General features: G+C 30.3%; 14 protein-coding genes, 1 tRNA gene and 1 pseudogene. 9 read left to right on the plus strand and 7 right to left on the minus strand.

What is annotated here, in order from left to right:
• Positions 1-302, plus strand: a pseudogene (locus EU91_RS09400) (porin); the annotation flags it as partial.
• A 599-nt stretch (positions 303-901) separates the two neighbouring features.
• On the opposite strand, the gene EU91_RS0108675 reads toward EU91_RS09400, so the two are convergent.
• Positions 902-1,009 carry a high light inducible protein gene (locus EU91_RS0108675; protein ID WP_011132751.1) on the minus strand — a complete coding sequence of 36 codons (108 nt, stop codon included), beginning with the start codon at positions 1,007-1,009 and terminating at the stop codon, positions 902-904.
• A 498-nt stretch (positions 1,010-1,507) separates the two neighbouring features.
• Positions 1,508-1,579 (minus strand) — tRNA-Lys (locus tag EU91_RS03710).
• 177 nt (positions 1,580-1,756) lie between these two features.
• Between EU91_RS03710 and EU91_RS03705 the strand changes: the two genes are divergently transcribed.
• Genes EU91_RS03705 through EU91_RS03690 form a run of 4 tightly spaced genes read left to right on the plus strand, consistent with a single transcriptional unit; the run spans position 1,757 to position 5,403 of the window.
• Positions 1,757-1,873, plus strand: a complete 117-nt coding sequence (locus tag EU91_RS03705; protein ID WP_011818654.1) for a photosystem II protein Y — start codon at positions 1,757-1,759, stop codon at positions 1,871-1,873.
• A gap of 6 nt (positions 1,874-1,879) precedes the next feature.
• Entirely contained in the window at positions 1,880-3,292 is a 1,413-nt protein-coding gene (gene trmFO / locus EU91_RS03700) for a methylenetetrahydrofolate--tRNA-(uracil(54)-C(5))-methyltransferase (FADH(2)-oxidizing) TrmFO (RefSeq protein ID WP_032524561.1), read from the plus strand.
• Positions 3,293-3,316: 24 nt separating this feature from the next.
• Positions 3,317-4,861, plus strand: coding sequence for a carotenoid isomerase (crtH, locus tag EU91_RS03695; RefSeq protein WP_032524562.1), 1,545 nt, complete (start codon positions 3,317-3,319; stop codon positions 4,859-4,861).
• Positions 4,862-4,872: 11 nt separating this feature from the next.
• Complete coding sequence (locus EU91_RS03690) at positions 4,873-5,403, plus strand: hypothetical protein (protein WP_032524563.1); 531 nt, start codon at positions 4,873-4,875, stop codon at positions 5,401-5,403.
• On the opposite strand, the gene EU91_RS03685 is transcribed toward EU91_RS03690, so the two are convergent.
• On the minus strand, positions 5,376-6,113 hold the full coding sequence (locus tag EU91_RS03685; RefSeq protein WP_032524564.1) for a response regulator transcription factor: 738 nt from the start codon (positions 6,111-6,113) through the stop codon (positions 5,376-5,378). The two genes, EU91_RS03690 and EU91_RS03685, sit on opposite strands and share 28 nt — an antisense overlap.
• A gap of 87 nt (positions 6,114-6,200) precedes the next feature.
• On the opposite strand from EU91_RS03685, the gene EU91_RS03680 reads away from it, so the two are divergent.
• Entirely contained in the window at positions 6,201-6,470 is a 270-nt protein-coding gene (locus EU91_RS03680; RefSeq protein ID WP_032524565.1) for a DUF6761 family protein, read from the plus strand.
• Positions 6,471-6,518: 48 nt separating this feature from the next.
• Here EU91_RS03680 and grxD read toward each other — a convergent pair whose 3' ends face one another.
• From grxD to EU91_RS0108680, 4 genes are read right to left on the minus strand one after another with little or no spacing between them, the layout of a single operon-like run.
• Positions 6,519-6,842, minus strand: a complete 324-nt coding sequence (gene grxD / locus EU91_RS03675) for a Grx4 family monothiol glutaredoxin (RefSeq protein WP_032524566.1) — start codon at positions 6,840-6,842, stop codon at positions 6,519-6,521.
• Between the two features lie 4 nt (positions 6,843-6,846).
• Complete coding sequence (locus tag EU91_RS03670) at positions 6,847-7,077, minus strand: BolA/IbaG family iron-sulfur metabolism protein (RefSeq protein ID WP_032524567.1); 231 nt, start codon at positions 7,075-7,077, stop codon at positions 6,847-6,849.
• A 12-nt stretch (positions 7,078-7,089) separates the two neighbouring features.
• A complete protein-coding gene (locus EU91_RS03665; RefSeq protein WP_032524569.1) occupies positions 7,090-7,605 on the minus strand; it encodes a hypothetical protein in 516 nt (171 codons plus the stop codon).
• A 42-nt stretch (positions 7,606-7,647) separates the two neighbouring features.
• The gene (locus EU91_RS0108680) at positions 7,648-8,262 is read right to left on the minus strand and encodes a lysophospholipid acyltransferase family protein (protein WP_032524673.1); all 615 of its coding nucleotides are present in this window, start codon (positions 8,260-8,262) and stop codon (positions 7,648-7,650) included.
• 158 nt (positions 8,263-8,420) lie between these two features.
• Between EU91_RS0108680 and EU91_RS0108685 the strand changes: the two genes are divergently transcribed.
• From EU91_RS0108685 to EU91_RS03655, 3 genes are read left to right on the plus strand one after another with little or no spacing between them, the layout of a single operon-like run.
• Positions 8,421-9,137 carry a pyridoxine 5'-phosphate synthase gene (locus EU91_RS0108685; protein WP_032524570.1) on the plus strand — a complete coding sequence of 239 codons (717 nt, stop codon included), beginning with the start codon at positions 8,421-8,423 and terminating at the stop codon, positions 9,135-9,137.
• Positions 9,138-9,145: 8 nt separating this feature from the next.
• A complete protein-coding gene (locus EU91_RS03660; RefSeq protein ID WP_032524571.1) occupies positions 9,146-9,463 on the plus strand; it encodes an MgPME-cyclase complex family protein in 318 nt (105 codons plus the stop codon).
• A 17-nt stretch (positions 9,464-9,480) separates the two neighbouring features.
• Positions 9,481-12,663, plus strand: coding sequence for an exodeoxyribonuclease V subunit gamma (locus EU91_RS03655; RefSeq protein ID WP_032524572.1), 3,183 nt, complete (start codon positions 9,481-9,483; stop codon positions 12,661-12,663).

Consider the following 12,663-nt stretch of genomic DNA (forward strand, 5'->3'; position numbering starts at 1 on the left):
CAGTCAGTGTTGGATACGAATTCGGTGAAGTCGAGCAAGTTGGAGCTGATGATCAAGAGACAACTCAGTGGTTTGTTGGACTTCAGTGGGACGAGCTCGGAAATGGAACTCTTGGAGTTGCATTGGGCTCTGATGGACCACAGAATGAAGGCGTTGATGAAGACATGGCTTATGAAGTCTTCTATACTTACAATGTTAACGATAGTATGACTATCACTCCTGCTCTATTCATCATTGAACATAACCAAGCTGGAGCAGAAGACGAAACAGGTGTTGTAGTAAAAACATCATTTAGTTTCTAAATCTTGAATCTAAATTAAAAATCTTACACACAAGAAGGTCTGCTTATCGCAGGCCTTTTTTTCTTGAATATTAAGGAATAAGATTTAAATTAATTGTTAATGACTTAAATCATTTATATATTAGAGTTGTCCTTAAGTTCAACTTGGAAATTTAGTACTTAAATAATTTTTTAAAGTTATTTGTTTTTACAAACTTGAATTAATTTAGAATGTCTCCAATATTTAAATGTCTAATTTGTAGAAAAGATATAGAAAGATCTACTAAAACGTTCTGGATTAAAAAAGGACATTTATTATGTTCAACATGCCTAGATAATATTGAAAAAAACACGAAAGAAACTAAAAGCAAAATATGAAAAACAAAAATGTATATTTATAATTTTTGATTTAAATTAAATAAAAAAAACCCCTAATATTAGAGGTTTCAGATTTGATTAGGTTTAAATAACTAAAAAAATTTGACAAAATTTATTCAGGAATCACTATAATTTATAAGTAATAGTGCAGATTAAAAATAAATCTGTATTAATTTTCTAAGGATTAATCAATCAGATTATTTCATTAGAAAATTCAAAGAATAAATTGTAAAATTTAAAAAATTAGAACCAGCCAGGAATAATTTGTCCTGTAGTTACATAAGCACCAACAGCTGCAACGAAACCTAACATTGCTGCCCAACCATTAAAACGTTCTGCTTCAGGAGTCATAATAAAATAGATAATTTATGTAAATGATTGTAACAGGTTTTATGAAGCTTTGTAAAGTATATCTTAGTTTTTACCTGTAATTTTTGATAATTATTTTTTTTGACATAAATAGTTACAGTTCTGTTACGAAAATGTGTAGATCAGAGTTAATGTTTCCATCTGAATTTATTTTTAGAATTTAACTTCGATATTCATCATTCTTGAGTCAGGTTTACTGTCAAGAAAGGCTAAAGTTTAAAATTTATTTTTTGCTGTCATAAAAAATGTTAGCTTTTTTGCATTCATATCTTTGTACTAGAAACATTTATGGGTATGAGAATAGAGCTTTAATTAATTAAAACTAATTATGCTTTCGCTTTTAGAAATTGTTAGATCATTCCTGAAAGATAAGTTAATCTAAAGTTACTTATGGTTCTATCAAGAAAGAGGCTAATATTTAATTTTAATAAAATTAGAGTTTTATACTAAAACCCTTTTGGGCTCAATTAATGATTAATGTGGGTCGCCTGAGATTCGAACTCAGGACCAGCCGGTTAAAAGCCGGATGCTCTACCGCTGAGCTAGCGACCCATTTTGTAAAATTGAGTACATTAGAGATTATCCCTTTTTAAGGTGAAAAAAACAACTTATTATCCCAACATGAACAATTGAAATACAAATCTTAACTAATAAGTTAAAAAATTAAAAATTCTCTCTAAATTTACAGTTAAAAGTTAAAATAATCTAATAAATAAAAGGATTTCAAAAATGCTAAGAACAATCGTAGTTTTTGCCCCAATTATCGCTGCTTTGGCTTGGGTTATATTCAATATACAAAAACCAGCAAGAGAGCAATTCAATAGGGACTTTTTAGGTAAGGATTAATCAAATTTGTTAGATAAAGAGGTAATAGTTATTGGAGCTGGCCTCGCAGGATCTGAAGCCGCTTGGCAAGTTGCTAGTTATGGCGTACCAGTTAAATTAGTTGAAATGAGACCTATCAAATCAACTCCAGCTCATCATACGAGTGAATTTGGAGAACTGGTTTGTAGTAATAGTTTTGGTGCTTCAAGTCCTGATAGAGCTGCAGGTTTATTGCAAAAAGAACTTAGAATTTTTAAATCATTGATAGTTCAAACAGCTGACAAATTTGCTGTTCCTGCAGGAGGTGCTTTGGCGGTAGATAGATCTAAATTTAGTAACGCTTTGACTGAAGCATTATCAAATCATCCTTTAATCGAAATTAAGAGATTTGAACAATTGGATCTCCCAAGCGAAGAAAATATAACTATCCTTGCTACTGGGCCCTTAACAGCTGATGAGTTGTCCTATAAAATCCAAGATTTTACTGGTATCGATGAGTGTCATTTTTTTGATGCCGCTAGTCCCATAATTCATGGAGATTCTATTGATCAAGAGATCGTATTTAAAGCTAGTAGATACGACAAAGGAGATCCGGCATATCTTAATTGTCCTATGGATAAAAATGATTACATCCATTTCAGAAACGAACTTATAGAAGGAGAACAAGCTAATTTAAAAGACTTTGAGAAAGAATCAGCTAATTTCTTTGAAGCTTGTTTGCCAATTGAAGAAATTGCTAGAAGAGGAGTTGATACCATGAGATATGGACCATTGAAATCAATTGGGTTGTGGAATCCAAAATGGGGAGATTTATTTGATAGAGAAAATAGATTGAAAAAGAGACCTCATGCAATTGTCCAATTAAGGAAAGAAGATTTAGAAGGTAAATTACTAAATATGGTGGGTTTTCAAACTAACCTCAAATGGTCAGAACAAAAAAGAATATTTAGGATGATTCCTGGTTTAGAAAAGGCTGAGTTTGTACGTTTTGGAGTAATGCATAGAAATACTTTTTTAGAATCTCCAAAATTACTTTTACCTACCTTGCAATTTATGAAAAGACAAAACCTTTTTGCGGCGGGTCAAATAACGGGCACGGAAGGTTATGCAGCAGCAGCAGCAGGGGGCTTGCTTGCAGGAATAAATGCATCCTTATTAGCTAAGGGTAAAAAACCAGTAAGTTTTCCTAATCAATCAATGATTGGTTCTCTAATTAATTTTATCAGTAACGAAAATCAAATATTATCTAATCAGAAAAAGAATAAATTCCAACCAATGCCCGCTTCATTTGGTTTAGTTCCAGAACTTACTAAAAGAATAAAAGATAAAAGATTAAGGTACAAAGCTTATCAAGAAAGATCTACAGAAGCCTTAAATAACTTTAAAAATAAACTAGATTCTTGTTTTGATAAAGACCACTTACTCAGCAAAATTTACTAAGATTAATTATCAAAGATCCAAAAAATGGAATTAAATAAAGAAAACTTCGATGCAATTATTATTGGCTCAGGAATAGGAGGGTTAGTAACTGCTTCACAATTGGCGGCAAAAGGAGCTCAAGTATTGGTTCTTGAGAAATATATTATTCCAGGCGGGAGTGGAGGCTCTTTTAAGAGAAAAGGCTATACCTTTGATGTAGGGGCTTCAATGATTTTTGGATTTGGAGAGAAAGGTTATACCAATTTATTAACTCGTGCTTTGAAAGACGTGAATGAAAAATGCGAAACTATTCCCGATCCTGTTCAACTGGAATATCACCTACCACATAACTTTAATATTTCTGTAGATAAAAATTATGAGCAATTTATAAGTAAATTATCAGCTAGTTTCCCCAAGGAAAAAAAAGGTATCAAGAAATTCTATGATACTTGTGCAAGTGTATTTAAATGTTTAGATTCAATGCCTCTTTTATCAATAGAGGATCCAAGTTATCTTTTTAAAGTTTTCTTTAAATCTCCATTATCCTGTTTAGGTTTAGCTAGATGGTTACCTAAAAATGCAGGAGATGTTGCGAGAAAGTTTATAAAAGATCCTGAACTTTTAAAATTTATCGATATCGAATGTTTTTGTTGGTCTGTAATGCCAGCTCTAAAAACCCCTATGATTAATGCGGGAATGGTATTTACAGATAGGCATGCTGGAGGGATAAATTATCCAAAAGGAGGGGTTGGAACGATAGCAGAGAAGTTTGTTTCTGGTATTGAAAAATTAGGAGGAAAAGTTAGATATAAAGCCAATGTGACTGAAATCCTTTTGAAGGAAGAGAAAGCAGTAGGAGTTAAGCTTTCAAGTGGGGAAGAGATTTATTCAAATATTATTGTATCCAACTCCACTAGATGGGATACATTTGGATTAAAAGATAATATTAAAGGATTAATTTCTAGTAAAAAAGTGCCAAAAAGTGAATATAAGTGGTCAGAAACTTATAAACCCTCACCTTCTTTTGTTTCAATTCACCTTGGAGTGGAAAAAAATCTAATACCCGATAATTTTAATTGTCATCATATAATCGTTGAAAATTGGGATGAATTAGAAAGCGAAAAGGGAGTTATTTTTGTTTCTATACCTACTTTGCTTGACTCGTCTTTGGCTCCAGAAGGTAAACATATCGTACATGCATTTACTCCTTCATCGATGGGAGAATGGGTAGGCCTACCAAGGAAAGAATATTTGCAAAAGAAAGAAAAATATTTTTCTTTTCTTGTTGAAAAAATATCAACTATTCTTCCTAATCTTGAACAAAATATCGATCACAAAGAAATTGGTACGCCCAAAACTCATAAAAAGTTTCTTGGAAGATATGAAGGCAGTTATGGGCCAATTCCTAGTAAGAAATTACTTGGACTTCTTCCTATGCCATTCAATACTACAAAAATCAAAAACCTATATTGCGTTGGAGACTCTTGTTTCCCTGGTCAAGGTCTCAATGCAGTTGCTTTTAGTGGGTATGCCTGCGCTCATAAAATAGGAGCAAAATTGAACATAAATAGTTATGACCTCCCGGATTAAAGTCTAATCAGATGATGGAAATTTTTAAAACTATTTTTTTTGTAAAAAGTTCTTTAATTTCCTTATACTTAGCACTCACAATTCCTATACCATTTGTCTCGAATGAAGAGTCAAAAGTTGTCTCAATACTTGTGTTTATAGTTGGTCTGTTTTTAATAATTAATATCACAAATGATTATGTTATGGCTTGTGATAAGGGAATTTCATACAAAACGAGTTTTATTTCTAGAGTACTAGGAAAAAAAGAATGGGAAATCACCTGGGAAGAAATTGTTTCAATAAAATCTTTACCAACCAGTCAAGGAAGTAAAGTTCATTACTTTTGTACAAATAAAAGTGAAAATTTTCTATTACCTCAAAGAATTGAAAAATTTGAAAGATTTTTATCGATAATATCTGAAAAAACAAACTTACAAATCAAAGAAATATCTTATTTATCACCTTTATGGACTTATAAATTACTAACATTTTTTTCGGTATTTATGATAATTGGGGAAATTGTTGCTTTTAAGTATCAGATATTATCAATGCTAAATCTATAACCTTGTTGCCTAACAGTTGTTATTCCCCCTCCTTCTCCCAATCCTGCCTGCTCTAGTTTTCTTCTTAATGTTAAGACTTGAGTATCAACTGATCGGGGCCCTCCACTGAATGGGGGCCAAGCCATTCTAAGAAGCTCTTGACGGCTTCTTACCATGCCTGGGGGCATCAGAAGGGCACAGAGTAGGGCAAACTCCCTAGGGCTTAGTTCTACAGGCTTTTCACTAAGAGTTACCTGTCTTAAAAGAAGGTGAACTTCCAAAGGCCCAACCTCAACTTTCTCTTGTAATCCTATTCTTCCTCTTTTTAAAAGTGTTCTACATCTTGCTGCTAGCTCTTCTAATCCAAATGGTTTCCTGAGAACGTCATCAGCTCCTTCATCTAAAAGGTTAACTAGTGCTTCAACACCTGATCTTGCCGTTAAGACAATTACAGAAGACCCCAATTGTTGAGCTAGTCGCATCGCAGTATTCTGCTCAAGAATTTCTGCACTTACTAAAAGGTCAGGAGATTGTTCCCGACATAAATCAACAGCTTCTGCAGCTGATCCAACTGCTGCAGCAAGGTGACCATCTTGACGTAGTCTTTGTACAAGTACAGTTCTTAGTGTGGGGTGAGGTTCAACAACAAGAACTCTTGAAGGAGTTTGAGAGCTCGTAGTCATTTGTGAACTACCAGGGGTTGAAGCTAAGATTTGCTCAGTTGATTGCATTCTTAATTTACTGTTGGGCCAGGCAATTAGTTATCATCCTTAATAAGGTATAACAGATGCTAAATAAAAATCAGAATCTATCGAATTATGACATCATTTGAAAATCCTAAAGCAATTCGTCATTTTCAATCAATTTGCGATAGTTGCCAAGACTTAGTTACTCGTTTTCATTCGCCAGCTGATCTTAAATTATATAGTGATGGTTATCTCCAAGCCTTAAGGAATTGCAGTAGTTTAGAGCAAAGAGATCAAGATAAATTAGAGAGATTAATAGAAAGATGGATTGTAGATCCATCAAGTTTTATTGATCCGGAGGGAGATGAAAAAAAAGGTTTTTTTGATAAAAAAAGAATTTAAAATATTAATTTTTATTAACTAATTCAGTATTTATACTTATGGATTGTTTTAAGACGCTAATTCAATTTCTATTTTCTCTTTTAGTTTCCCAGTGTTGTACATTTCGATAAGAATATCTGATCCACCAAGAAACTCTCCTTTTAGATAGACTTGAGGAATTGTAGGCCAATCTGAATATTCTTTGATACCCTCTCGGACTTCGTAATCGCTTAAAACATCAAAAGTATTAAATTCTACACCTAGAGAATTTAGTATTTGAACTACATTATTAGAAAAACCACATTGAGGCATTAATTTTGTACCTTTCATGAATACGATTAGTGGATTAGAGTCAATTAATTTTTGTATTTTTTCTTTTGTTAAGTTGTCCATAATTTTAATTTGGTGTCTCTGTTTTTAATGCTAATGCATGTATAGCTTCTGAAGCTAATTCTTCCTTTAATGCAGAATATACTAGCTGATGCTGCTTAACTAATGATAATCCATTGAATTCAGATGCAATTACAGTTACTTGTAAATGATCATTTCCTTTGATGTTTTCAACGAAAACTTTAGAACTTGGTATTTTTTTAGTTATTAGTTTAATGACTTCTTCTTTTGTAATCATAATTAATTTTAGTTAGCCCTTATATTCTGTTTCGACAAATCCTAGCTGGACTAAACTTTCATATGCTTCTTTACCTTCTGAACTATCAGGAGACATTATCCTAATAGTTTCAATAAGTAAGGGTACAGCTACTTCAGGTTTTTCATTTTTTATATAAAGAGCTGCTAATCTTTTGTTTGTTTCTGCCAAAATTTGTAAAGTAGCCTTACCTTTACTTTGCATTTCAATTGGTATTCTTGCATCAGTTCCTTTAAAAGCTGAATTTAGATCTGAATAAAACGATGCGAGTTGTTTAGCTAATTTTCTTGCGTCTAGAAAAGAATCTTTAGCTTTATCTAATTTACCCTTTTTTATAAAGTCATCCCCTTTCTCTAAGTAAAACTCCACGTTGGCTATTGAGAGTTTTTTATTGCTGCTTGAAAGGACCCTATAGCTATTTGGGTTTTCAGAACCAGCGTAAACTAATTTTTCATAAGGGTGATTTCCCAAAAATATAAATAAAATTGGAATTAACTTTAAGAACTTCATATTCTTATTAAATTATTTAAATAATATTAACTTATTGGGCATTCATCTACCGACATTTTTTAAAGCTAATTTTTCCTCATTGATAATTCTTTCATTTAGAAATTCATTAAACTCCTTAATATTAAAATTTAAAAAGTCTTTCATTACTATTGGTTTTCCTAATGATAAACAAAATTCGCTTCTAAATTTGGGAGATACTCTACTATAAGCAATTCCAATTGGAATGATAATGATCGACTCTGTTTTTTTTGTAGCTAATCGGGCTAATCTATATAATCCCTCTCTGAGAACTAATTTTTTTCCATATTTGTTAATTTTACCTTCGGGGAAAACAACTAATTGTTCGCCTTTTACTATTAGGTCAATTGCATATCTTAAGGTATGGAGAGATGGCGATAATTGATTTATCGAAAAACATCCAAGCCTTTTTAAGAACCAACCTTGTATTCCTTTCATTTCTGAATTGGTGACCATAAACTTGCAATCCTTGTTGGTGACTCTTCTACCCATTGCCATAGTGATAACCAATCCGTCCCATCTTGATCTGTGAGTTGGAGCCAAAATAACTGAGGCATTTAAGGGTACGGAAGAACCATTATTAATTATTTTTTTTTTACTAAAAAATAACCTCAAAACAATATCCTGAGTGACGAACATTGCTATGAAGCCCAATATTGGGTTTATCTTGTGAAAAATATCTTCAGATTTTTTCTTCAAATTCGGTTAACTGTATATTAATAATTTTAGCGTTTGTAATTTTTTATTAGCTATTATTGGGCGGTTACTAGATTGTCTAGAACTAAGATTTTTAAATTATGACTACATTAGGAGTAAACATTGACCATATCGCTAATGTAAGGCAAGCAAGGAAAACTGTAGAGCCAGACCCGGTACAATTTGCCTTTTTGGCTGAATTAGGAGGGGCAGATTCAATAACTGTTCATCTAAGAGAGGATAGAAGGCATATTCAAGATAGGGATGTATTCCTTTTGAAGGAAACTATAAAGACAAAACTCAATCTAGAAATGGCTGCTACAGAAGAAATGTTAGGAATTGCAAGAAAACTTCGACCCCAATATGTAACTCTTGTCCCAGAGAAAAGAGAAGAAGTTACTACTGAGGGCGGGTTGGATTTAAAAAGCAATTTGAAATACTTAAAAAATTTTGTTGAAAACTTAAAAGATTCAAATATTGAGGTTAGTGCATTTATTGATCCAATTTGTGAGCAGATCGGTTACGCCAAAGAAATAGGCTTTGATTTTATAGAATTACATACCGGCAAATATGCTGAATTATCGGGGCATGATCAATATAAAGAGCTGCAAAAGATTATAGAATCGACATATACGGCTAATGACCTTGGATTAGTTGTTAATGCTGGTCATGGACTTAACTACAATAATGTTAAAGAAATAGCATCAATTAACAATATGAACGAGCTAAACATAGGACATAGTATTGTTGCAAGGGCTTTAGCGGTTGGATTAGAAAGGTCTGTTCGTGAAATGAAGTCACTTATTAACTTAACTTAAATTTCAAAATGACAACATATTTTTTCGTCGCGGCAAGTGAAAGATTTTTAACAGTTGAAGAACCTTTGGAAGAGATTTTGAATGAGAGGAAGAGGAACTACAAAGAAAATAGTAAAGAAATAGATTTTTGGCTTTTAAAAAATCCATCTTTTCTCCAAACTGTCCAATTCTCAGATTTAATATCAAAGATCCCATCCCCTCCAGCTGTTGTTTTATCTACGGATAAAAAATTTATAACTTTCTTGAAGCTCCGCTTAGAGTTTGTTGCTGTTGGGGAATTTGAATGTCCTAGTGCAGAAATAAATGATCCATTTAAAGTTGAGTAATATAACTAATTAGTAAATTGCTCAATCTTTATAAGTCAAACAAAATTGAAGTAATTAGTGAGCTCTTAGCAGAAGAATTAAAAATATGTCCTCCTTTCATAACTGAGAAATTAGAAATAGCTGTTCCTAATTATTTTTTGGGTAATTGGTTACATGAACAAATAACTATAAAAAACCAAATAAGTGCACTTTATGAATTGAAAACAATATCAAGTTATACCGAATCATTATTGACAAATTTTTTCCCTGAAAATGATATGAGCTTGTGGAATTTTGAGTCAATAAAATGGGGCGTTATTGATTCCTTGGAAGAACTAAATAGCTTTAAAGAATCATTCCCAATTAGTAATTGGATTAAAAAATATTTGGATAATAAAAAGACAATTGATGGAGATATTTATAATTTGATTAAGAAAATTACAAATAATTTCATTGAATATCTTATTTTCAGACCTGAGATGATTGCTGAATGGAATAGATATGAAATTAATTCATTCAAACTATTTAGGAATTTAAATTCAGATCAATTTTGGCAACCTATTTTATATAAATTACTAGAAAAAAAGATATCTGAAAAACCCTCATGTTTATATATGATTGAGGTGATAAAAAATTTAAAAAAGTTTAAAGATTTTAATAATAAGATACCTAATCAAATTTATATTATTTCCGATAATAATTTATCTAAATTACACATTAATTTTTATTCAGAACTTTCAAAATTCACTAAGGTAAATTTATATTTATTATCTCCGGGAGATAATTTATGGAACAGAATAAATTATCTTGAAGGTGAGTTAGAATTTGATCATAATGAAAGTAAATTTAATTTTAACAATACCAATATAGAGAAAATATTTGGTAAATTTGGAGCAAACTTTCAGAAATTAATTGAGGAAAATATTTATACAGAAGGTATAGATTTAAGAAATAATTTAATATATATTGATCCAACGACTAATTTTTATGAGAAGAAAGATGTACCTCTTCTTAATCAAATCCAAAAAAGACTAATTGATAATAATAGCGTTGATTTTATAGTAAGTGAAAGGGATGATTCAATATTACTTTGTGAGCATTTTAATCAGAATAGTCAATTTGAATATTTAAGAAATAAAATTATAGAAATAATAAATTCTTGCGAGAATATTAAATATAGTGATATTGCTGTTTTATCTCCACAAACTAATTTAATTAAACCTTATCTAAGGTACATCTTTAATAATGAGTTAATTAATGGTGAAAAGATACCTTATTTTTTTATTGATGAGGATAATCATGACTCTTCAGGCATTTATGAATTTCTAATTGACATCATTGAAATAGCAAATGAGAAAATTACACTTGAAAAAATAGATTATATTCTTTCGAAAAAAGTAACTCAGAACATTTTTGATTTTAATATTACTGAGAAGGATGAAATTATTTTCTTACTTACCCAAGCGGGATTTCATTGGGGATTAGATGATAAAGAAAGATTAGGTGAAGAGAAAAATACTCTTGAGTGGTGTATTAATAGAATTACTTTAGGCTTAATTTATGACAAAGAAGTCAATCTAAGTACTTTTAATTTAAAACCATTTAGCTATAAAAATATAAGTTTGGATTTGAATAAATGGGTTAAAATATTAATTCATTTAAAAAAATATATTAATTTGATAAGGGGATCTTTTTCTTACAAAATTTGGGTTAAAAAGATAAAGTTTATATTAAAAAGTATTGCTGATTCTAATGAAAATTTTAATTTAGAAATAAGTGAAATAAATAGAATTCTTGATAATCACGAAATACCTTTAATACCTGATGATCTTATCTTGTTAAAAGTTTTTAGAGAAATATTAATTTCCTGCATAAATAAAGCTAAATATCAAAGCAAATCACGAGTTAACAAGATCCTAGTAAGTGATATTGAGAATTCAAGGCATATTCCTCATAAAGTTATCTTCCTAATAGACATGAATAGTGTAAATTATCCAAAATTACCTAAGAGTGAAAATATTAATTTATTAAAAAACAAATATCATTTGGGTGATCCATCTGTTTTTGATAGAGAGAAATATGCATTTCTGGAGTTGTTAATTGCCTGCAGAGATAAATTTATAGTTACTTGGGTAAAAAATGATAAAGATAATAAAAAATTAGATGTTTCTTTTCCTATAAAAGAGTTAATTTCTTTTTTTGATAGTTGCTTAAATCAAAGCCAAAGAGAACTAATAATTAAAGATTCTGATTTAAATAAAAATGAAATAATTGATCTTGATAAATCTAAGATTGTTAAAAGTAATTATTCTTTAATAGAAAATATAAATTGGAATGAAAAAAAATCTGATATTAAAAATTACAAATTATCAGAATTGATTTATTGGTTCAAGACTCCACAAAAATATTGGCTTAATAAAAATAATATTTCACCAAAGGAAATATTTATTCATCATCCAGACGAAGAGTATGTAAGCAATCTGCAAAAGTCGCAACTAATTACAAAAATAATCCAGCAATTAGAGATTGATAATCATAATATTATTGATGATTTAAATGAATTAAATATTTATGATCAATTGGCAGAAGATGGTATTATTATGCCCAAAAATAGTATTTTTACAAAAGCGAAAGAAATCAAAGACTTATTAAGAAGTCTATCTGCAAGTTTGAGTCAACATAATAAGATTAATAAAATCTATGTTAAGTCAAAAGCGAATAAAGAAGAATATTTAATCGCTGATGACACCGTAATTGAATTAATTAATGCGAAGTTAAGTTTAAGTCGTTTAACTGAGGCTTGGATAAAATTACTCTTTATTTCATCTTTAAAAAGGAATATAAAAAGGACTAAAGTAATTTTTAGAACAGAAAATAACTATAAATCGCAAATTATTCAATCACCTGGGGTAAAAGAGTCCAATTTAATTTTGCAGGAGTACATAAATATTTTTAAAAATTATTCTGAAAAATGTTTACCTCTTCCTCCAGAAAGTACTTATAAATATGTAGAAGCAAAAATAAAATCAAAAAATGAAAAAAAAGCTTTTACAGATAAATGGATTGGTAATAAAAATTTTTCTAAAGGAGAAAGAGATAATATCGAAATGAAAATGTGTTTTGGTAATGAAAAAGAACCAGATTTCTTTCTTGGAAATAGTAATTTTGATCAATTATCATATAGATTATATGGTCCTCTAATTAAAGCATTAAAGAAATAA

The sequence above is a fragment of the Prochlorococcus marinus str. GP2 genome, assembly GCF_000759885.1.
Taxonomy (GTDB): Bacteria; Cyanobacteriota; Cyanobacteriia; order PCC-6307; family Cyanobiaceae; genus Prochlorococcus_A; species Prochlorococcus_A marinus_J.

Coding starts and splice junctions, on each gene's coding strand:
- EU91_RS0108675 (WP_011132751.1), bottom strand. CDS start 1,009: ATGACTCCTGAAGCAGAACGTTTTAATGGTTGGGCAGCAATGTTAGGT.
- EU91_RS03705 (WP_011818654.1), top strand. CDS start 1,757: ATGCTAAGAACAATCGTAGTTTTTGCCCCAATTATCGCTGCTTTGGCT.
- crtH (WP_032524562.1), top strand. CDS start 3,317: ATGGAATTAAATAAAGAAAACTTCGATGCAATTATTATTGGCTCAGGA.
- EU91_RS03690 (WP_032524563.1), top strand. CDS start 4,873: ATGATGGAAATTTTTAAAACTATTTTTTTTGTAAAAAGTTCTTTAATT.
- EU91_RS03685 (WP_032524564.1), bottom strand. CDS start 6,113: ATGCAATCAACTGAGCAAATCTTAGCTTCAACCCCTGGTAGTTCACAA.
- EU91_RS03680 (WP_032524565.1), top strand. CDS start 6,201: ATGACATCATTTGAAAATCCTAAAGCAATTCGTCATTTTCAATCAATT.
- grxD (WP_032524566.1), bottom strand. CDS start 6,842: ATGGACAACTTAACAAAAGAAAAAATACAAAAATTAATTGACTCTAAT.
- EU91_RS03670 (WP_032524567.1), bottom strand. CDS start 7,077: ATGATTACAAAAGAAGAAGTCATTAAACTAATAACTAAAAAAATACCA.
- EU91_RS03665 (WP_032524569.1), bottom strand. CDS start 7,605: ATGAAGTTCTTAAAGTTAATTCCAATTTTATTTATATTTTTGGGAAAT.
- EU91_RS0108680 (WP_032524673.1), bottom strand. CDS start 8,262: ATGTTCGTCACTCAGGATATTGTTTTGAGGTTATTTTTTAGTAAAAAA.
- EU91_RS0108685 (WP_032524570.1), top strand. CDS start 8,421: ATGACTACATTAGGAGTAAACATTGACCATATCGCTAATGTAAGGCAA.
- EU91_RS03660 (WP_032524571.1), top strand. CDS start 9,146: ATGACAACATATTTTTTCGTCGCGGCAAGTGAAAGATTTTTAACAGTT.